The sequence below is a fragment of the Nocardioides panacihumi genome, assembly GCF_039530925.1.
GTDB classification, from domain to species: Bacteria; Actinomycetota; Actinomycetes; order Propionibacteriales; family Nocardioidaceae; genus Nocardioides; species Nocardioides panacihumi.
On record NZ_BAAAPB010000001.1, the window covers coordinates 98,650 to 117,870 of the forward strand.

At 71.8% G+C, this 19,221-nt stretch carries 23 protein-coding genes; 12 read left to right on the forward strand and 11 right to left on the reverse strand.

What is annotated here, in order from left to right; genetic code table 11:
- Positions 1–13 precede the first annotated feature (13 nt).
- Entirely contained in the window at positions 14–991 is a 978-nt protein-coding gene (gene galE / locus ABD205_RS00495) for a UDP-glucose 4-epimerase GalE (RefSeq protein ID WP_344041283.1), read from the forward strand.
- 222 nt (positions 992–1,213) lie between these two features.
- Positions 1,214–2,668 carry a sugar transferase gene (locus ABD205_RS00500; protein ID WP_344041286.1) on the forward strand — a complete coding sequence of 485 codons (1,455 nt, stop codon included), beginning with the start codon at positions 1,214–1,216 and terminating at the stop codon, positions 2,666–2,668.
- 102 nt (positions 2,669–2,770) lie between these two features.
- Here the strand turns inward: ABD205_RS00500 and rfbA are convergent, their stop codons facing one another.
- Positions 2,771–3,646 carry a glucose-1-phosphate thymidylyltransferase RfbA gene (rfbA, locus tag ABD205_RS00505; protein ID WP_344041288.1) on the reverse strand — a complete coding sequence of 292 codons (876 nt, stop codon included), beginning with the start codon at positions 3,644–3,646 and terminating at the stop codon, positions 2,771–2,773.
- A 27-nt stretch (positions 3,647–3,673) separates the two neighbouring features.
- Here rfbA and rfbB point away from each other — a divergent pair, with 27 nt between their 5' ends.
- The 3 genes from rfbB to ABD205_RS00520 all read left to right on the forward strand — a co-directional run bounded on the left by rfbB (position 3,674) and on the right by ABD205_RS00520 (position 7,278).
- The gene (gene rfbB / locus ABD205_RS00510; protein ID WP_344041290.1) at positions 3,674–4,687 is read left to right on the forward strand and encodes a dTDP-glucose 4,6-dehydratase; all 1,014 of its coding nucleotides are present in this window, start codon (positions 3,674–3,676) and stop codon (positions 4,685–4,687) included.
- A 5-nt stretch (positions 4,688–4,692) separates the two neighbouring features.
- A complete protein-coding gene (locus ABD205_RS00515) occupies positions 4,693–6,105 on the forward strand; it encodes a sugar nucleotide-binding protein (RefSeq protein WP_344041292.1) in 1,413 nt (470 codons plus the stop codon).
- A 222-nt stretch (positions 6,106–6,327) separates the two neighbouring features.
- The gene (locus tag ABD205_RS00520; protein ID WP_344041294.1) at positions 6,328–7,278 is read left to right on the forward strand and encodes a hypothetical protein; all 951 of its coding nucleotides are present in this window, start codon (positions 6,328–6,330) and stop codon (positions 7,276–7,278) included.
- Between the two features lie 161 nt (positions 7,279–7,439).
- Here the strand turns inward: ABD205_RS00520 and ABD205_RS00525 are convergent, their stop codons facing one another.
- Together ABD205_RS00525 and ABD205_RS00530 are read right to left on the reverse strand one after the other, a co-directional pair.
- Positions 7,440–7,712, reverse strand: coding sequence for a PqqD family protein (locus ABD205_RS00525; protein WP_344041296.1), 273 nt, complete (start codon positions 7,710–7,712; stop codon positions 7,440–7,442).
- Positions 7,705–9,150, reverse strand: a complete 1,446-nt coding sequence (locus ABD205_RS00530) for a tyrosine-protein kinase domain-containing protein (RefSeq protein ID WP_344041298.1) — start codon at positions 9,148–9,150, stop codon at positions 7,705–7,707. The genes ABD205_RS00525 and ABD205_RS00530 overlap by 8 nt, the downstream gene beginning before the upstream one ends.
- Before the next feature lie 79 nt (positions 9,151–9,229).
- Here ABD205_RS00530 and ABD205_RS00535 point away from each other — a divergent pair, with 79 nt between their 5' ends.
- The 4 genes from ABD205_RS00535 (at position 9,230) to ABD205_RS00550 (ending at position 11,954) form a co-directional block, all read left to right on the forward strand.
- A complete protein-coding gene (locus ABD205_RS00535) occupies positions 9,230–10,048 on the forward strand; it encodes a P-loop NTPase and SpoVK domain-containing protein (protein ID WP_344041300.1) in 819 nt (272 codons plus the stop codon).
- On the forward strand, positions 10,048–10,356 hold the full coding sequence (locus ABD205_RS00540; protein WP_344041302.1) for a hypothetical protein: 309 nt from the start codon (positions 10,048–10,050) through the stop codon (positions 10,354–10,356). Before ABD205_RS00535 ends, ABD205_RS00540 begins: the two co-directional genes overlap by 1 nt.
- Before the next feature lie 148 nt (positions 10,357–10,504).
- Positions 10,505–11,020 carry a hypothetical protein gene (locus tag ABD205_RS00545; RefSeq protein ID WP_344041304.1) on the forward strand — a complete coding sequence of 172 codons (516 nt, stop codon included), beginning with the start codon at positions 10,505–10,507 and terminating at the stop codon, positions 11,018–11,020.
- 7 nt (positions 11,021–11,027) lie between these two features.
- Positions 11,028–11,954, forward strand: a complete 927-nt coding sequence (locus ABD205_RS00550; protein WP_344041306.1) for a nucleotidyltransferase family protein — start codon at positions 11,028–11,030, stop codon at positions 11,952–11,954.
- Here ABD205_RS00550 and ABD205_RS00555 read toward each other — a convergent pair.
- The 6 genes from ABD205_RS00555 to ABD205_RS00580 form a co-directional block, all read right to left on the reverse strand.
- Positions 11,951–12,304 (reverse strand): phosphomannose isomerase type II C-terminal cupin domain, encoded by a 354-nt coding sequence (locus tag ABD205_RS00555; RefSeq protein ID WP_344041308.1) that lies wholly within the window; start codon positions 12,302–12,304, stop codon positions 11,951–11,953. The two genes, ABD205_RS00550 and ABD205_RS00555, sit on opposite strands and share 4 nt — an antisense overlap.
- Before the next feature lie 48 nt (positions 12,305–12,352).
- On the reverse strand, positions 12,353–12,634 hold the full coding sequence (locus tag ABD205_RS00560; protein WP_344041310.1) for a DUF2516 family protein: 282 nt from the start codon (positions 12,632–12,634) through the stop codon (positions 12,353–12,355).
- Between the two features lie 84 nt (positions 12,635–12,718).
- The gene (locus tag ABD205_RS00565) at positions 12,719–13,471 is read right to left on the reverse strand and encodes a hypothetical protein (RefSeq protein ID WP_344041312.1); all 753 of its coding nucleotides are present in this window, start codon (positions 13,469–13,471) and stop codon (positions 12,719–12,721) included.
- Positions 13,472–13,497: 26 nt separating this feature from the next.
- Complete coding sequence (locus ABD205_RS00570) at positions 13,498–13,896, reverse strand: helix-turn-helix domain-containing protein (RefSeq protein WP_344041314.1); 399 nt, start codon at positions 13,894–13,896, stop codon at positions 13,498–13,500.
- 92 nt (positions 13,897–13,988) lie between these two features.
- Positions 13,989–14,267, reverse strand: a complete 279-nt coding sequence (locus tag ABD205_RS00575; protein ID WP_344041316.1) for a hypothetical protein — start codon at positions 14,265–14,267, stop codon at positions 13,989–13,991.
- A 13-nt stretch (positions 14,268–14,280) separates the two neighbouring features.
- Entirely contained in the window at positions 14,281–15,213 is a 933-nt protein-coding gene (locus tag ABD205_RS00580; protein ID WP_344041318.1) for an asparaginase, read from the reverse strand.
- 41 nt (positions 15,214–15,254) lie between these two features.
- Between ABD205_RS00580 and cysC the strand changes: the two genes are divergently transcribed.
- Complete coding sequence (gene cysC, locus ABD205_RS00585; RefSeq protein WP_344041320.1) at positions 15,255–16,820, forward strand: adenylyl-sulfate kinase; 1,566 nt, start codon at positions 15,255–15,257, stop codon at positions 16,818–16,820.
- Here the strand turns inward: cysC and ABD205_RS00590 are convergent.
- Positions 16,817–16,999, reverse strand: a complete 183-nt coding sequence (locus tag ABD205_RS00590) for a hypothetical protein (protein ID WP_344041322.1) — start codon at positions 16,997–16,999, stop codon at positions 16,817–16,819. The genes cysC and ABD205_RS00590 overlap by 4 nt on opposite strands.
- A 116-nt stretch (positions 17,000–17,115) precedes the next feature.
- On the opposite strand from ABD205_RS00590, the gene ABD205_RS00595 reads away from it, so the two are divergent.
- Complete coding sequence (locus ABD205_RS00595) at positions 17,116–18,048, forward strand: sulfite exporter TauE/SafE family protein (protein WP_344041324.1); 933 nt, start codon at positions 17,116–17,118, stop codon at positions 18,046–18,048.
- Between the two features lie 107 nt (positions 18,049–18,155).
- Positions 18,156–18,371 carry a hypothetical protein gene (locus ABD205_RS00600; protein ID WP_344041326.1) on the forward strand — a complete coding sequence of 72 codons (216 nt, stop codon included), beginning with the start codon at positions 18,156–18,158 and terminating at the stop codon, positions 18,369–18,371.
- Positions 18,372–18,412: 41 nt separating this feature from the next.
- On the opposite strand, the gene ABD205_RS00605 is transcribed toward ABD205_RS00600, so the two are convergent.
- Positions 18,413–19,180 (reverse strand): 3'(2'),5'-bisphosphate nucleotidase CysQ, encoded by a 768-nt coding sequence (locus ABD205_RS00605; protein ID WP_344041328.1) that lies wholly within the window; start codon positions 19,178–19,180, stop codon positions 18,413–18,415.
- Between the last annotated feature and the right edge of the window lie 41 nt (positions 19,181–19,221).

Here is a 19,221-nt window from a genome sequence, read left to right on the forward strand (position 1 = left end):
GACAGGAGCCTCGATGAGCTGGTTGGTGACGGGTGGAGCGGGCTACATCGGCGCGCACGTCGTACGAGCGTTGGCGGCCGACGGCCTGGCCCCGGTGGTCGTGGACGACCTGTCCAGCGGCTTCGCGAGGTTCGTGCCCGAGGGCGTGCCGTTCGTCAACGCGACCATCCTCGACCGCGGCGCCCTCGAGGCGACGATCAAGGACCACGGCGTCGAGGGCGTGATCCACCTCGCCGGGTTCAAGTACGCCGGGGTCAGCGTGCAGCGTCCCCTGCACACCTACGCGCAGAACGTCCAGGGCACCGCGACCCTGCTCGAGGCGATGGTCGAGACCGGCGTGGAGAGCATCGTGTTCTCCTCCAGCGCGGCGGCCTTCGGCACTCCCGACGTCGATCTCGTCACCGAGGAGACGCCGACCAGCCCGGAGAGCCCGTACGGCGAGAGCAAGCTGATCGGCGAGTGGCTGCTGCGCGACGTCGCGACCGCCCACGGCCTGCGGCACACCAGCCTGCGCTACTTCAACGTCGTCGGCTCGGGCAGCACCGACCTGTTCGACGCGAGCCCGCACAACCTCTTCCCGCTGGTCTTCGACGCCCTCGCCAAGGGCCGGACGCCGCGGATCAACGGATCCGACTACGCCACCCCGGACGGCACCTGCGTGCGTGACTACGTGCACGTCACCGACCTGGCCCACTCGCACGTCGTCGCGGCGCGCCGGCTCGCGGCCGGTGAGACGCTCGAGCCTGTCTACAACCTCGGCAGCGGGGAGGGCGTCAGCGTCCGGCAGATCATGGACGCCGTCCGCGAGGTGACCGGTGTCGACTTCACTCCCGAGGTCGGCCCCCGCCGCCCGGGAGACCCGGCCCGCATCGTCGCCACCGGCGAGCTGGCCGCGCGCGACCTCGACTGGGCGATGCGCCACGACCTGCGCGACATGGTCGACAGCGCGTGGCAGGCGCGCCAGGCTGCCGGCGCCGCCTACCCCGGCTGACGCGGCTCGGCTGACACAACCCCAGCACCGAGAGGGATCGAGAGGGGACCTTCTACCCGGGTCGAGGACACCGACCGGGCTATGCCGATGGGCCGCCCGGGTGGTTATCGGCGCTTTTCCTGGAAACGTCTCAGGCCACCCCTAGATTGGCCGACGCGCGCAGGCCGGACCCCCGCCGGCACAGCGCTCCACGTGAGGCATCAGGTTCAGAGAGGCGCTGCATTGACGACCCTGTCGGTATGGGGAAACCGGACGACGGTCGGGCCCAGTCGGGCCCTGCAGTACCTGCCACTCACCGCCTTCGCGCTCGACCTCACCGCGATCGCGCTGGCGTGCGTCGCGGCCGTGCTCGGCCGTAGCCACCTCGGCATCTTCGACGACGCGGCGAACGTCAGGGGCGCCGCGACCGTGGTCGCGCCGTTCCTCGCCGTGGGATGGCTCGCAGCGATCGCCGTGTTCGGCGGCTACCGCAGCGACATCTTCGGAGCCGGGACCGACGAGCTGCAGAGGACCTTCCGGGCCAGCGCCTCCGCCGCGGCGCTCGTCGGCATCGGGTGCTACCTCATGAAGTTCCAGCTCTCCCGCGGGTTCTTCGTGCTGGTGTTCGTGATCGGCGCGGTCCTCGTCCTCTCGGCGCGCCTCCTGCTGCGCCGCGCACTGCACTCGGCACGTGTCCACGGCGCTCTCTTCCAGCGCGTGGTGATCGCCGGCGGGTCGGCCCAGGTCGACGATGTCGCCGGCGTGCTGCGCCGCGAGAAGTGGCTCGGCTACCAGCTGGTGGGGGCACTCGTCCCCGGCGGGCGGACCGGCACGGAGACGGCCTCCGGCATCCCCGTCCTCGGAGACGCCGACGACGCCGACGACCTGACCGCCCTCGACGGCATCGACGTCATCTTCTTCACCGGTGGCACGCAGCGCACCGCCACCGACCTGCGACGCATCGTCTGGCAGCTCGAGCAGCGCTCGGTGCACCTCGTCATGGCGCCGGCGATGACCGACTTCTCCAGCGAGCGCGTCCGCACCCGCCCGGTCGGCGGACTGCCGCTGATCCACCTCCAGGCGCCCCGCTGGGCGTTCGCGTCGCGGTGGGCCAAGCGCACCTTCGACATCGCCGCCACCTCGGCCCTCCTGCTGGTCATCGCGCCGCTCTTCGCGTTCCTCGCGCTCGCCGTCAAGCTCGGCGACGGCGGCCCCGTGCTGTTCCGTCAGACGCGGACCGGTCGTCACGGCGAGGAGTTCCCCTGCCTGAAGTTCCGCACGATGGTCGTCGACGCCGAGGCGAGGCTCGCCGCGCTCCACGCCGAGACCGGTCACGTCAACGGCTTCTTCAAGATGAAGGACGACCCGCGGATCACGGCCGCGGGCCGGTGGATGCGTCGCCTCTCACTCGACGAGCTGCCCCAGCTCATCAACGTGCTGCGCGGCGACATGAGCCTCGTGGGGCCACGCCCGCCTCTCCCGTCCGAGGTCGCGCAGTACGACGGCGACACCGCCCGACGCCTCAACGTCCGTCCCGGCCTCACCGGGCTCTGGCAGGTCTCGGGCCGCTCCGACCTCAGCTGGGAGGAGGCAGTCCGGCTGGACCTCTACTACGTCGACAACTGGTCGATGATGCAGGACCTCAGCATCCTGTCGAAGACCGTCGGCGCCGTGCTCAGCAGCCGCGGCGCCTACTGACGAAAGCCGAGATCCGGGTTGTGGTCCTTCGAGATCCGGATTCTGGCGTGCGCCAGAATCCGGATCTCGAAGGACCACAACCCGGATCTCGGCGACGGCGCCTCAGGCCTCGTCGAGGAGGCCGAGGAGGTAGGCGCCGTACCCGGACTTCATCAGCGGCTGGGCGAGCTTCTCGAGCTCCTCGTCGCTCAGCCAGCCCATCCGCCAGGCGACCTCCTCGGGCGCGCCGATCTTGGTGCCCTGGCGGTGCTCGATGGCACGGATGTAGTTGGCCGCCTCGTTGAGGTCCTGCACCGTCCCGGTGTCGAGCCAGGCGGACCCGCGCGGGAGCACCTCGACCTGGAGCGTGCCGGCCTCCAGGTAGATCCGGTTGAGGTCGGTGATCTCCAGCTCGCCGCGTGCGCTCGGCTTCAGGTCGCGGGCGTGGCCGATGACGGAGCCGTCGTAGAAGTACAGGCCGGGGACGGCGTACGCGCTCTTGGGCTGCGCCGGCTTCTCCTCCAGCGAGACGGCCCGGAACTGGTCGTCGAACTCGACGACGCCGTACGCCGTCGGGTCGCTCACCCGGTAGCCGAAGACCGCGGCCCCCTCGAGGTCCTCGAAGCGGCGCAGCCGGTTGCCGAGGCCGGCACCGTAGAAGATGTTGTCGCCGAGCACGAGGCCGACGCGGTCGTTGCCGTCGAGGAACCCGGCGTCGGCGCCGATCGTGAAGGCCTGCGCGAGCCCGTCGGGAGAGGGCTGCTGGGCGTAGGTGATGTTCACGCCGAGCTGCGAGCCGTCGCCGAGCAGGCGCTCGAAGGCCTCGGCGTCGTGCGGCGTCGTGATGACCAGGACGTCCCGGATCCCGGCCAGCATGAGGGTCGACAGCGGGTAGTAGATCATCGGCTTGTCGTAGACCGGCATCAACTGCTTGCTGACTGCGAGGGTGATCGGGTGCAGGCGCGAGCCGGTCCCACCGGCGAGGATGATTCCCTTCACTCGCGTGAATCTACCTAGACTCGGCCCGTGAATCGCATTCTCGTGACCGGCGGCGCCGGCTTCATCGGCTCGAACTTCGTCCACCACGTGGTGGGGAACACCGACGCCCAGGTGACCGTCCTCGACAAGCTCACCTATGCGTCGACCGAGGAGTCCTTGGCGGGGCTGCCCGAGGACCGGGTCAGGCTGGTCGTCGGCGACATCGCCGACGCGAGCGTCGTCGACCCGCTCGTGGAGGAGGCGGACGCGGTCGTGCACTACGCCGCGGAGTCGCACAACGACAACTCGCTCTCCGACCCGGGGCCGTTCATCCGGACCAACATCGTCGGCACGTTCACGCTGCTCGAGGCCGCGCGGCGCTACGACAAGCGCTTCCACCACGTCTCCACCGACGAGGTGTACGGCGACCTCCCGCTGGTCGAGGAGAGTCTCGGCGAGCCCAAGCGGTTCACCGAGGACACGGCGTACAACCCGTCGTCGCCGTACTCCGCCTCGAAGGCGGGCTCGGACCACCTGGTGCGCGCGTGGGTGCGCTCGTTCGGCGTGCGCGCGACGATCTCGAACTGCTCGAACAACTACGGCCCGTGGCAGCACATCGAGAAGTTCATCCCCCGCCAGGTCACCGAGGTCATCGACGGCCGCCGGCCGCGCGTGTACGGCGACGGCCTCAACGTGCGCGACTGGATCCACACCTCCGACCACTCCTCGGCCGTGCTGACGATCCTCGATCGCGGGCGGATCGGCGAGACCTACCTGATCGGCGCCGACGGCGAGCGGTCGAACATCGACGTCGTCCGTGCGATCCTGCGGCACTTCGGCCGTGACGACGACGACATCGAGTGGGTGACCGACCGCGCCGGCCACGACCGCCGCTACGCCATCGAGTCCGGCAAGCTGCGCACCGAGCTCGGCTGGACCCCGCAGTTCCAGGACTTCGAGGCCGGCCTGGCCGACACGATCGAGTGGTACCAGGCCAACGAGGCCTGGTGGCGTCCCGCGAAGGCCGCGACCGAGGCGGCGTACGCCGCCAAGGGACAGTAGCCTCCGTGACCGACCTCTCCGTCGAGTCGACCTCGATCCCGGGCCTCCTGGTCGTCCGGCTGCCGGTGCACGGCGACGCGCGCGGCTGGTTCAAGGAGAACTGGCAGCGCGCCAAGATGACCGCGCTCGGCCTGCCGGACTTCGGGCCGGTGCAGAACAACATGTCGTTCAACGCCGTCCGTGGCGCGACCCGCGGCATCCACACCGAGCCGTGGGACAAGTTCGTCTCGGTGGCGATCGGGCGGGTCTTCGCCGCCTGGGTGGACATGCGCGAGGGCGACTCGTTCGGCACGACGTACTGGACCGAGATCGGCCCCGACGTGGCCGTGTTCGTGCCGCGGGGGGTCGGCAACTCCTACCAGGCGCTGGAGGACGGCACCGTCTACTCCTACCTGGTCAACGACCACTGGCAGCCCGGGCCCGCCTACCCGGCACTCCACCTGGGCGACGCCGATGCGGCGATCCCGTGGCCGATCCCGCTCTCCTCCGACGAGGCCGAGATCTCGGAGAAGGACCAGCGCAACCCCCCGCTCGCGGAGGTGACCCCGATGAAGCCCCGCAGGACGCTGATCCTGGGCGGCAACGGCCAGCTCGGGAAGGCCCTCGCGGCCGCCCTCCCGTCGGCCGACGTGGTCACGCGGGCGGAGCTCGACATCACCGACCCCGCCGCGGTGGCCGCCTGGCCGTGGAACGAGTACGCCGTCGTGCTCAACGCGGCCGGCTACACCGCGGTCGACCTCGCCGAGACCCCCGAGGGCCGCCGCGCCGCCTGGGCCGCCAACGCGCTCGCCCCGGCGCTGCTCGCCCGCGCGGCCAGCGAGCACCGGCTGACCCTGGTGCAGGTCTCGACGGACTACGTCTTCGACGGCACGGCCGGCCGTGGGATCGAGCAGAGCCACACCGAGGACGAGCCGCTCTCACCGCTCGGGGCCTACGGCCAGTCGAAGGCCGCCGGAGACATCGCCGTGGCCGCGACGCCGCGGCACTACGTGGTCCGGACGTCCTGGGTGATCGGCGAGGGCAACAACTTCGTCCGCACCATGGCCCGGCTCGCCGCCGACGGCATCTCGCCGTCCGTGGTCGCCGACCAGATCGGCCGGCTCACGTTCACCGACACGCTCGCCGCGGCGATCGTCCACCTGGTCGACAGCGGGGCGCCGTACGGCACCTACAACGTGACCAACGGCGGCGAGCCGACGTCGTGGCAGCAGATCGCCGCCGCCGTCTTCGAGCTCGTGGGCCGGTCGGCGGCCGACGTGTCGCCGACGACGACGGAGGCGTACTTCGCCTCGGCCGTCGCCGCCGGGAAGCCGATCAGTCCCCGCCCGCTGGGCTCGGTGCTGTCGCTGGACAAGCTCACGGCGACCGGCTTCACGGCCGAGGCGCAGCTGGACGCGCTGCGCCGTTACCTGGGCTGACACGCGCCTGGCGACCAACGGGCCGCCAGACAGTCCGCCACGGTGTCCCGCCAAGGTGTCCCGCCCAACAGTCCGCCAAAGTGTCACCGTGATAGTTCCGGCGGTCGGTGATAGTTCGTAACTGTCACCGGTCGCGCGAACTGTCACGGTGACAGTTCGCGTCCTCCACAGGGCGGCACGTGGCAGGTGTGGACGGCGTACGCCGTGAGCATGCTGCCGTGCATGACCGACCTGGACCTGGACTTCGACCTTGCCGACCAGCTCGTGAGTGCCCGCGCCCGTCGGCGAGACGGCGCCGAGCCGCCGCACCTCGATCCGACCCTCGAACGCGTCCGGCGCGGCTACTACCGTGCGGTCGGGGACGGCCTCACCGGGTCTCAGCAGTACGAGCTGCGCCTCCGCGCCACCGCCGACGCACGCCGCGGCACCCTCGTGTTCTCACATGCGTCGGCAGCCCACCTCTGGGGCTGCCCTCTGCTGCGGTCCGACACCCGGCTCGTGCACGCGACGCAGCCAGGGAAGGCAAGGAAGACGACCGCCGGCACGCAGATCCACAGGACGTCGCTCCCCGACGAGCACGTCGTCGAGCTGCCGAGTGGGCTGACCATCACCAGCAAGGCATGGACGGCGATCCAGATCGCGGCGGAGCTGCCCCTTCCGAACGTGCTCCTGCCGCTCGATCACCTCGCCCGACTGCTCAACACCGACCCGGTCGGTGATCCGACCGGGTCCGCGGTCATCGCCATGCTCCTCGACCTCATCCCTCGGGGGATGAAGCGGCGTTCGCGCGCAGAGGCCCATCTGCGGCTGGCCGACCCGCGCTCCGGATCGGCGGGCGAGGCGCTGAGCCGCGGCCAGATGGCGCTGCTCCACATCCCGCGCCCTGAGCTCCAGGTCCGGTTCCCCCGCATCGACGTGCCGGGTGAGGACGTCGTCGACTTCGACTGGCCGGAGCTCGGCGTGTTCGGCGAGTTCGACGGGAGAGGGAAGTACTTCCGGGAGGAGATGACGGGCAGCCGCACTCCCGAGGAGGTCCTGTGGGACGAGAAGATCCGCGAGGACCGCATCCGCCGCCATCGACCACGAGCCGCCCGTTGGGGATGGGACGTCGCCATGTCGCGGGACCGGCTCGCCCAGGTGCTCGCGGCGGCCGGCGTACGTCCTGGCGGCTGAGGAGCACCGGATCACCGGACGCCCGGTGGTTCGCCCTGGTCGCCAAACTGTCACCGTGATAGTTCGCGCGGTCGGTGACACTTCGCATCTATCACCGACCGCTCAAAGGGTCACGGTGACAGTTTGGCGACCAGGGCGACCAGGGCACCCGTGCGACCAGGTCAGCCGACGAGCAGCCCCCGCGCGACCAGGTCCTGCAGGAACGCGCGCACGTCGGCGTCCACGTCCGACTCCGCCACGTCGTACGACGACGCGACGACGGCGACGATCTCCGCGATGCCGCGCCGGCCGTCGACGGCCGCCCAGATGGCGCTGCCGGGGCCGGTCAGCACGATCGCGGGCTCACCGGGTCGGTCGAGGTCGAGTACGGCGACCCGGTCGGCGGACTCCGTGAAGGCCAGCTCCGCCCGGTGCCGCAGGGGTGCGTCAGGCACGCTGCTTGGTCGGCCGCGACTGCGCCGCGGACCGGTCGGACCGGGCGGATCGCTCGGACCCGTCGTAGCCGTAGTAGCCGTAGTAGCCGCCCGGCGTGTGCCGCGGCTGCACGCGGTTGAGCACGATGCCGAGCACTCGGCCGTTGACGGCGCGCAGGGAGTCGAGGCAGGTCGCGACCTCGGTGTCGAGCGTGCGACCCGACGCGATGACGAGGAGGACGCCGTCGGCCGACGTGCTGAGCAGCGCCGCGTCGGTCACCGGCAGCATGGGCGGCGCGTCGAGGATGACGATGGCGTCGCGTCCGAGCGTCTCGATGAGAGCACGCATCGCCTGCGAGCCGAGCAGCTCGCTCGGGTTCGGCGGCGTGATGCCGGCCGCCATGACACGCATCGAGGTGTAGCCGTCCGGCGTCTGGAGCACGTCGTCGGCGGTCACCTGGCCGGAGAGCACGTTGGTGAGACCGACGGACCCGTCGACGCCGAACGACTCCGCGACCGTCGGGCGACGCAGGTCGGCGTCGATGAGGATGACCTGCTGGCCGCTCGAGGCGATCGCGGCCGCGATGTTGGCGGCCACCGTCGACTTGCCGTCCGCCGGACGGGGACTGGTGATGACCAGGGCGCGCGGCGGGTTGTCCACGTCCATGAACATGAGGTTGGTGCGCAGTTTGCGGAACGCCTCGGCGGCAGCGAACCCGGCCCCGGCGCCCGGCGCCTCGTTGACGGCGATCGGCGCGAGCTCCCCGACCTCGTGGCGCAGCACCTCGGCGACCGGGATGGAGGCGACGACCGGCACGTTGAGGCGCTTGCGCACGTCCTCGGCGCTGCGGAGACGGCGGTCGAGGTTGCTGCGGAGCACGGCGTACGCGAGACCGAGCAGGCAGCCGAGCACCAGCGCCAGGGCGCCGTTGCGCTCCGGTCGCGGCGACACCGGCGAGGAGGGGAGTGCGGCGGCCTCGACCGGCACGATGCGCGGAGTCCCGTCGGCCGGGGCGCTCTTGGGGGACTCGATCGCCTGCACCCGCTCGGCGAGCGCGGCCACCCACGCGTCGGCCAGCTGCTGGGCCTCGCGCGGGCTGCCCGCCCGGGCGGTGATCTTGACCAGGACGGTGTCGGTCGGCTGGCTCACGTCGACCGAGCCCACGAGCGCGGACGGGCTCGTGTGGAGCCCGAGGTCGTCGATGACGGCCTGCGCGGTGGCGCGGCTCTTCGCGACATCGACGTACGACGTGGCGCGGGACTTGGCGAGCTGGTCGTTGAGCTGGCCGAGCGCGCCGTTGACCGCGGCGCCGGTGCCGACGAAGCCGGACGCGTTCGCGCCGTACACCTTCGGGCGGGTGACGGTGTAGGCGCCGGCCACCAGCAGGGTGACGAGGACGATGACCAGCACGCCCACCCAGTGGTTGCGAACGGCGCGCCAGTAGTCCTGGAGTTCCATGACGGTCTCTTCCGTGTGTGAAGCGGCCGCGTCCCGAGTTCCAGCCTGCTGCGAACGCCGTGATCCTTACACTCCGGGCATGCCCCCGTCCGCGAGTCCGACAGATTGGGTACGTCGTGCGGTCGTCCTGACGACCCTCGGTGTCCCGGTGCAGCTGCGCCTGTCCGCACCGACGGCGGCGCAGGCCGACGAGCTCGCGCAAGCCGTACGCCGAGCCTGGGCCTGGACGCTCATCGACGCGCTCACCGACGCGCTCACCGAGCCCCCGGTCGACGCCTCGGCCGGCGACCCGGTGGACCTCGACGTCCCGCTGCTCGACGACGTCGAGACGACCCTCCACCACCTGTCGAGCGCGCTCACGCTCGGGGTGATCGAGCGCCAGGCGGGCCGACTGTGGATGCTCCACGCCGCCGCGCTGGCCGACCCGGCGAGCGGTGCGACCGTGGTGCTGGTGGCTCCCTCGGGCACCGGCAAGTCGACCGCTGCACGCACCCTGGCCCGCCGCTGGGGCTACGTCACCGACGAGACGGCCGGCATCGCTGCCGACGGCCGCGTCGTCCCGCACCCCAAGCCCCTGTCGATCGTGCGCCCGACGACCACGGTCAAGGCCCAGGTCTCCCCCGCCGACGCCGGACTGGTCCGGCCCGAGGCCGCGCCCTGGCTCGCCGGCATCGCCATCATCGAGCGCGACGGGGCGAGCCCGGTGGCGACGACGCCGGTCCGCACGGCGGTCGCGCTCGCGAGGCTCGGCGAGCAGACGTCGTACGTCGCCCGGATGGAGCGGCCCCTGTCGTTCATGGCCTCGCTCATCGAGCGGGCCGGCGGCGTGCGGCTGGCCCGCTACCGGGAGGCCGCCGAGCTCGAGCCGCTGGTCGCCGAGCTGATGGAGCGGGCGTGATGGAGCCGGGCGTCATGGAGCCGGGCACGGTCGAGCCGGGCACGGTCGAGGTACGCCGGGTGCCGGTCGACGACGAGCTGCTCGTCGACGGTGAGCTCGTCGTGCTGCGCGGCCAGGACGTGCTCGTGCTCAGCGAGGTCGCCTCCGGTGCGCTAGACCACCTGGGGTCGGAGGTCTGGACCAGCCTCGCGTCGCTCACGGACGCCGTCGAGGCACGGTTCGGCCTGCCGGACGAGGGCGCCCAGGCGGTCTTCTCGCTGGTCAGTGACCTCTCCGACGTCGGGCTGGTGGAGCTGCGACGCGGCTGACGCCGCTGTTACTCGGGAAACGTTCGGGAACAGCTCCCCCCTTTTCCCTCAGGTGGGGGATGCGCCTTCCTAGGCTCGCAGAGAAGCACGGGCGTGGGGCCTGTGCAGGATCAGGGCACTCGGGCTGTCCGCCTCAAGGGGACACCAGATGACGAACGACCTCGACACCACTTCGCCGCGCCGAGCGCCGAGCCGTCGCGCCGTGCTGCGCACCGCCGCGAACGCCGCCTGGGTGGTGCCGGCCGTACAGATCGCGACGTCGGTGCCGGCGTTCGCCAGCGCGTCGAACCACGCGACGATCAACCTGACGGTCAACAGCAGCAGCAAGAGCGGCAAGGTCGGCACGATCAACCTGACGGTGTCCAACAACGGCATCAAGACCGCCAACGGCAACAGCACCGCGAGCACGGTGACGTTGACCTTCAGCGGCGCCGGGTTCGGCGCGGTCAAGACGACGTCGGCGGGCACGATGTCCAACCCCTCCGTCGTCCTCACGAACGTCATGGTCGGCGCGCCGCAGCAGGTGACCGTGACGGTCGACCTCGGCAAGATGGACAAGGCCGCGAAGGCGTACCTGTTCAATGTCGCGGCCACCGGCCTGAACGCGTTCGACAACACCACCGCGACGGCTGGACCGCAGACGTCGGTCAACCTCTCGCTCTGACGAGCAGATGACGACGCCCTCGGGCCGGCCGAGTGCGACAGCCCTCAGCCAACCCGAGGGCATCGCGCTCGCCCACGCCCTGACCGCGCGGCTGGCCAGGGACTGCGGTGTCCGCGCCCTCGCCATGAAGGGGCCGGTCAGCGCGCACCACGGCTGGCGCAACCCGCGTCACTCGAGCGACGCGGACCTGCTCGTCGAGCCGTCGGGACTGGCGCCGCTGCTGAGCCGTCTGGGTGAGCTCGGGTGGCAGCAGAAGCCCCGGTACGCCGACCACTCCGTCACGCTCACGCACCCGCTCTGGCCGTGCGAGCTCGACGTCCACGACCGGTTCCCGGGCTTCCTCGCGGAGCCCGACGTCGTCTTCGACGCCCTCTGGCGCACGCGCTCGACGATCGAGCTGGCCCACAGCCCGCAGCCCTGCACCGGACCGGTGGGCTCGGCCGTCGTCGCCGCGCTCCATGCGCTCCGCGAGCCCGAGCACGGCCGGCACTTCCACGAGTTCGAGCACCTGGTCGCCCGGCTCCAGGAGCGCCCGCAGATGCGCGAGCCCATCCAGGCACTGGCTCGCGAGACCGGTGCCCTGCGCACGCTCGCGCCCCTCTTCGACCGGCTCGGCTGGGCGGTGACCGCTGATCCTCCCGCGCTCCACTCCGAGGCGTACGCCGCCTGGGAGCTGCGCCGCACGAGCGGCACGACCGCCGGCGTGACCTGGCTACTGCGGCTGCGATCGGCCCCGGTCGTCCGCTGGCCGGCGCTCGTGCCGGAGATGCTGCTCGGTCGCGAGGACCGACTCCGCGAGCGATTCCCCCAGCTGCCGGCCGGGCGCAGGGCGCTCTGGCTCGCGCGGTGGTGGCGGTTGCGGGCTGCGGTCAGGGACCTGCCGGCGGCGTTCGCCGCGATCCGCCGCTACACCCGGACCCGCAGCGCGGGCTAGGAGTCGGCGCGCCCGAAGTCGTCGTCGAGGCGGACGATGTCGTCCTCGCCCAGATAGGGACCACGCATGACCTCGATGACGACGAGCTCGGTGTCGTCGGCGTTGCCGATCCGGTGCGGCACTCCGACCTCGACGTCGATGCACTGACCCAGCTCGGCGACCACCGTGCGGCCGTCGATGACGCAGGTGGCCCGGCCCGCGGCGACGACCCAGTGCTCGGCGCGGTGCTCGTGGGTCTGGTAGGACAGTCGCGCGCCGGGGTTCACCGTGATGCGCTTGACCTTGAAGCCGTCGCCCTCGTCGAGCACCTGCCAGGTGCCCCAGGGGCGCGCGTCCTTGTCACCGATCACGCGGCAAACCCTAGACGAGGGCTGCGGTCGACGGACGACAAGGGGAAGTCAGCGGCGGCGCAGGCCCGACAACGCGGGCCGCACGTCGGCGAGGTAGACGAACGCCGCGATCGTCATCGCCAGGTTGAGGAAGAGGATGCCCGGCAGGAACACCTGCACCATCACCGCGACGCCCAGCAGGATCGTCCAGCCCGGCTTCGTCCACTTGCCCGCCGCCTCGTAGTGCTGCGCCGAGAACGTCAGCGCGCTGACGAAGGCGAACAGCTTCACCGCCAGCAGCACGACGCCGACGATGAGCATCACGGTGGAAGGGATGCTCAGCAGGGACATGCCGACGATCTTACGTGAGAAAGCGCGAGGACCCGCCGTCGTCCGGGGGGACGAGGCGGGTCCTCGGTGGAGCGGGATCGACCGTCAGGCGTTGTCGCCGGACGTCGTGCTGCTGGTGGGCGCCGTGGTCGTCGGCGTCGTGGTGCTGGCCGGCGCCGTGTTCGCGGCGGGCGCCGTCTTCGCGGCAGGCGCCTGCTTGGCGGCCGGCGCCTTCTCGGCCGGCGCCTTCTTGGCCGGCGCCTTCTTCGCGGGCGCCTTCGTGGCGCTGGCCTTCTTGGCGGTGGCCTTCTTCGCAGCCGGCGCCTTCGTGGCGGTCGCCTTCTTGGCGGTGGCCTTCTTCGCAGCCGGCGCCTTCTTGGCGGGCGCCTTCGTGGCGGCCGGGGCAGCAGGCGTCTCGCCGCGGAGCCGGGCGACGAGCACCTCGCCGCGCTTGGCCAGGTCCTCGTAGGTCCCGAGGGCCTCGGTGGCGGTCTCCTTGTAGAAGGACGTCACCTTGTCCGGCAGTGCCAGGGCGTCGACCTGGAGCTCGCCGACGCGGGCCTCGACCTTGGCCCGACGGGCCTTGGCCTCGGCGGTGAGCGACTCGACGCGGGCAGTGGCCTTGCCCTGGACGCTGTCGGCGAAGGACTTGGGCTCGAAGCCAGCGACCTGCTTCTGGTAGCCGTAGACGCGGGCGGTCACGGCGGCGCGACGGGTCTGCGCGAGGGCGGTGAGCGTGTCGACGTACTCCTTGACGGCCTCGACGGCCATCCCGGCGACAGCCGCACCGGCGTAGACCGGCTTCGGGACCTCGACTGCGGGGAGCTTGGGGAGCTTGGGGAGTTCGAACTTGGGCATCAGTTTCTCCTTAGGGGAGGGAGGCATCAGGACTCGTCCGGTGATCCGGACGTGTCTTCTTGGCGTGAGTTGAGAGCAAGGAAGGAGGCGTACACATCGAGCAGCGACTGCTTCTGACGCTCGGTGAGCGAGGTGTCGCCGAGCACGGCCAGCTCGACCGACCCGCCGACGCCGTCCTCGGGGTTGAGGATCCCCGCGCGGACGTAGAGCTGCTCGGCAGAGATCCGCAGCGCCTTGGCGATCTGCTGCAGCACCTCGGCGGACGGCTTGCGCAGCCCGCGCTCGATCTGGCTCAGGTAGGGGTTCGAGACCCCCGCCTGCTCGGCGAGCTGGCGCAGTGACAGCTGGGCCGAGACCCGCTGCTCCTTGAGGTACTCACCCAGGGCACGCGCTCTCTGCGTGACCTTGCCCTTGCTCCTCACCATGCTTCCTATTTTGCTAGCAAATGCTAACAGTTGCAAGCAGTACGGGAGTGGGACCTGTCACAGTCGGGAGCGGCTCGGCGGTGGTGCACCGGTCACAGTCGTCCACACGCCAGCAACCGAGCGGCGACCGCCAGCCCGGCGAGGCCGGCGAGATCGGCGGCCGTCAGCCCGGTGCCCGGCCAGAGCACCACGAGCACACCACCCTCCAGGGGCTTGTTGCCGAGCAGCCAGAGCGTCGAGAGCAGCGCGATCACCACCCCGCCGGGGCGCCCGAAGCGCGGCCCGATCGCCGAGGCGAGCACCAGCAGCGCCAGGCCGACACCTGGCCACACCGCCGGGAAGACGTCGTGGGTCAGCAGCGGCTCGACCATCAGCGCCGCCCCATCAGAGGGTCGCTCGGATCTCCCCGACGGGCACCCCGCCGCCGTACAGCGTGTGTGTGCCGACCGCGTCGACCTCGGCGGACTCCACACCGAGGCGGCGCAGAGCCTCGGCCATGACGACGGGACGGGCGCGGTCGCCGCCGTCCTCGATCTTGAGCGCGACCGCGCGACCGTCCGGCAGCGCGACCGCGTAGACCGCCTCGGCGCCGAGCTTGCCGATCGCGCCCGGCAGGGCGCGCAGCAGGCGGACCTCGTCGCGGCCCGTGCCCGACACGTACTCGGGGAAGTCTCGGATCGCGTCGGCCACGCGACGCTCGGGGCCCTCGGTCGCCAGCGCGAGCGTGCGGAACGCGCGGGCGAGGCCCGTCAACGACGCCGAGAGGAGTGGCGCGCCGCAACCGTCGACGGCGACGACCGCCGGCTCGCCGGTGAGCTGCTCGAAGCGGCGCTGGAGGTGCAGCTGGAGCGGATGGTCGGGCTCGAAGTAGCCGGAGAGCTGCCAGTCGTGCACGACGCAGGTGGCGAGCATGGCGGCGTGCTTGCCGGAGCAGTTCTGGACGAGCTTGCTCGGCTCGCGGCCCTCGCGCAGCCACCGGTCGCGCACCACGGGGTCCAACGGCAGGTCGGGGATGTTGCCGAGCGCCTGCTCGGTCAGGCCGGCGGACCCGAGGATCTCGCGTACGCCGGCCAGGTGGATCTCCTCACCCGAGTGCGACGCCGCGGCCAGCGCGAGCAGGCGGGGCGGCAGGTCCAGCCCGAGGCCCACCATGCCGACGGCCTGCAGGGGCTTGTTCGTCGAGCGCGGCAGGATCTGCGACGTCACGTCGCCGACCGACCACGCGACCGCGCCGTCCGCACCGAGCGCGACGACCGAGCCGTGGTGATGCCCCTCCACGAACCCCGAACGGACGATCTCGGCAACGGGGACGGACATGGGCGCAAGGGTAGCGATGCAGGGATGGAAGGATGACAGGCGTGCCAGCGCCGCAGTTCCACCCGACCCCGCACGAGCTCGACGACCTCGAGCTGATCGTCTCCGGAGCGCTCGGCGGACCGCTGGAGCTGGACCTGCCGGCCGACGTCGCCGCCCTCGCGAGCGAGGCCGGCGCGGTCGCGCTCGTCGACCCCGAAGGGCTCCCGCTGGCCGAGGCGACCTGGCCGTCACGCGAGGTGACGGCGCTGGCCCGGCCGGCGCACGGGCCGTTCCGGCGGCTCTACCTGACGCCCGACGAGGCCCTCGAGCGCCACCCGGGCGGGTTCACCGCGGTGCTGGTCGGCGGCATCGCCGACCGGCCGGCGGTGCTGCGTGCCGCCCTTGCCGAGCACGGCGACGTCGTCGCGATCCCGGTCGCGGCGAGCGACCCGCGGTTGCCCCGGGTCCTCGCGGCGTACGGCGACCCGGCGGTCGCCCCGCCGGTCGTGCTCGACGAGCCCGCGCCGTCGGAGCGCGGCCTGGTCGTCTTCTTCACCGGCCTGTCCGGCAGCGGGAAGTCCACGCTCGCCCGCGCGCTCGTCGACCTCGTCCTCGAGCAGGGCGAGCGGACCGTGACCTCCCTGGACGGCGACGTGGTGCGCCGCAACCTCTCGGCCGGCCTGTCCTTCTCGAAGGAGGACCGCGAGACCAACATCCGCCGGATCGGCTGGGTCGCCGCCGAGATCGCCCGCCACGGCGGGGTGGCCGTCTGCAGCCCGATCGCACCGTTCGACGCGACCCGGCAGGACGTGCGGGGCTACGTCGCCGACGCCGGCGGTGCGTTCTTCCTCGTGCACGTGGCGACACCGCTCGAGGAGTGCGAGCGCCGCGACCGGAAGGGCATGTACGCCAAGGCCCGGGCCGGGGAGATCCCCGAGTTCACGGGCATCTCCTCGCCGTACGAGGCGCCGCGCGACGCCGACGTCGTCGTCGACACGACCGGGCGGACCGTCGAGGACGCCCTCGGCGACGTGCTCGCCGGGCTGCGCGCGCAGGGACTCCTCGACCTGGGCACCGCGTCCACCACCGGGCCCGCGACGCGGCCGCTGCGGGTCCTCTTCGTGTGCACGGCCAACATCTGCCGGTCGCCGTACATGGAGCTGACCGCGCGGCGGATCGTGCCCGACGAGAGCGACATCGTCTTCTCGAGCGCCGGCACGCGCGGCTTCGACGCGGCCGAGATGGACGTGGAGATGGCGTCACGACTGAACGGTGGGGCGGCGGCGTTCCGGAGCAGGCCGCTGACCCGCGAGCTGCTCGAGGGCGCCGACCTGGTGCTGACCGCGGAGGCGAGCCACCGAGCGTTCATCCTCGACGAGCAGCCGGGGCTGTTCCGCAAGGTCTTCACCCTCGGGCAGGCCGCAGCGGCGATCGGACGGCTGGAGCCCGGGCTGCCCCGCGAGGAGCTGCTGGCGCGGCTGTCGCAGTCGCGAGGGAGCGCCGACCCTGCGCTCGACGTGAGCGACCCCTACCGTCGTGGACCGGAAGCGGCCTCGGAGGCGGCGGCCCGGATCGAGCGGCTGCTGGCCGTCGTGCTCCCCGCTCTCGCGCGGGACCAGCGGGCCTAGAGACGCTCGCGGTAGGAGACCGAGAGCGGCGCCATGCGGGCCGGGCCTCGGTGCGGCTCGGGGGTCGGGACCCCGCCGCGCGGCTTCAGGGAGATCGCGCGACCGACGACGACGCCGACCACGAGGGCGCACGCGCACCACGCGACGAGCACGATCGCGATGGTGGTCACCACTCCCATGACGTCCCCTTCGGCCGGTCGACGGGCGATCCGAGGAAATTCGCCCCTGGTCTAGTCCATTTTCCTCATTCGGGACGAACTAAACCTTCTCGGGCCGTCTGGCAGGATGGCGCACCGTGCACGAGCTCTTCACGACCGACGCCCTCTCCGTGCTCATCGTCAGCTTCGGCGTCGGCATCGTCGTCGGGCTCACCGGCATGGGCGGCGGGGCCCTCATGACGCCGGCGCTCATCTTCCTGGGGATCAACCCCACCGCAGCGGTCGCGAACGACCTGGTCGCGGCGTCGGTGAACAAGTCCGTCGGCGCGGCCGTGCACTGGCGGCAGGGCTCCCCGAACCTGCGACTCGCGCTCTACCTCATCATCGGCTCGGTCCCGTTCGCCTTCGCCGGCGGATTCATCGTGAAGCACATCGGCGGCGCCGACGCGGAGACGTTCCTGACGTACGCGATCGGTGTCGCCCTCCTCCTCGCAGCGGCGTCGTACACGCTGCGGATGTATCTGCAGCTGCGGATCATCGCGAGCGGGCGCCAGACGACGACGCACATCGACGTACGGCCCCTGCCCACCATGCTCGTCGGCGCCGTCGGCGGTCTGCTGGTCGGCATCACGTCGGTCGGCTCCGGCTCACTGATCATGGTGGCGCTGCTGCTGCTCTACCCGACACTGTCGGCGGTCAAGCTCGTCGGGACGGACCTGGTCCAGGCGGTCCCGCTGGTGCTCGCGGCCGCGATCGGCCACGTCGCCAACACCGGCGTCGACGTCGGCGTGCTCGTGCCGCTCATCATCGGCGGCACGCCGGGCACGTTCCTGGGCGCGCGGGCCGCGGCGTGGGTGGGGCAGTCGGTGATCCGCCGCGGCATCGTCATCGTGCTGACGCTGACCGGGCTGAAGATGCTCGGCGTCCCCCCGAACTGGGTCGGCATCATCGGCGCCGGGCTCCTCCTGCTGGGCCCGTTGCTGTGGGGCCTGATCCGCCAGACCGCCGGCGTGCCGGCCTTCGACCGCAACTCCGGTGCGTGGCAGGTGCGTGAGTCCGACCGGCAGTGACCGGCCTAGACCGGTGATGCCCCACTCGGGGGGTTCCATACCCCAGATAGGGGATGGGACTGCGCGATCTTCACCGAGCACGTGGGCGCGGCCGCCAGGATCGACGCATGCAGACCAACGCCGTCGAGCCGATCCCGTGCCCCGACTGCGGACACCTGGTCTACCGGCCACTGATGGCGCCGGTCGGCCACCCGCAGCACTCCTGCCGCGCCGTCGTCTCCGGCACGCGCGCGGACGCCACCCGGTGCGGCTGCTCGAACGCCGCCCACCGGATGCCGACCACCCAGCCCCGGCATCGGCTCAGGGAGAGCCAGGCCAGCTGACCGGCGCCACCCGGGGCCGAGGGCCCGGGGGCCGGTGAGGGTCAGTCCGTCCCGTGCCGCCGGATGAAGTCGAGGATCGGGTCGGCCAGGGCGGGGCGGCAGACGACCACGTCGGGAAGGTAGGGGTCGGGCCGGTTGTAGACCAGCGGCGAGCCGTCGACCCGGGAGGTGTGGAGACCGGCCGCGGCGGCCACGGCGACCGGAGCCGCGGAGTCCCACTCATACTGCCCGCCGGCGTGCACGTAGGCGTCGGCGACGTCGCGCACGACGCTCATCATCTTCACGCCGGCCGAGCCCATCGGGACCAGCTCGGCACCGAGCTCCTCCGCCAGTGCGGAGACGAAGGCCGGCGGCCGGGAGCGGGACACGGCGATCCGCGGACGCTCGGAGGAGGACGGCGGCACCACGGGCGGTACGCCGGTGTGGAACGTCTCCCCCAGCGCGGGCTGCGCCACGGCGCCAACGGTCAGCGCGCCTCCCGACCAGAGCGCGACGTGCACCGCCCAGTCGTCCCGAGGCGGCTCGGAGAACTCACGGGTGCCGTCGAGCGGGTCGATGATCCAGACGCGCTCGGCGTTCAGCCGACCGGAGTCGCCGTGGGTCTCGACGGCCTCCTCGGAGAGGACGGCGTCGTGCGGGCGATGGAGGGCGAGCAGCTCGGCGAGCAGGGCCTGCGCGGCGGCGTCACCGGCGTCCTTCAGCTCCTCGCCCTCGAGGCCAGAGGTCGCACGCACCTCGAGGAGGCGCGCTCCGGCCTGCTCGGCCAGCCAGGCCGCGAAACCGTGGTCGTCGGTGGGAGCGTCAGTCACGGGCGGCACCCTACCCGCGGGGTCTCGACACGCTCGCTGGC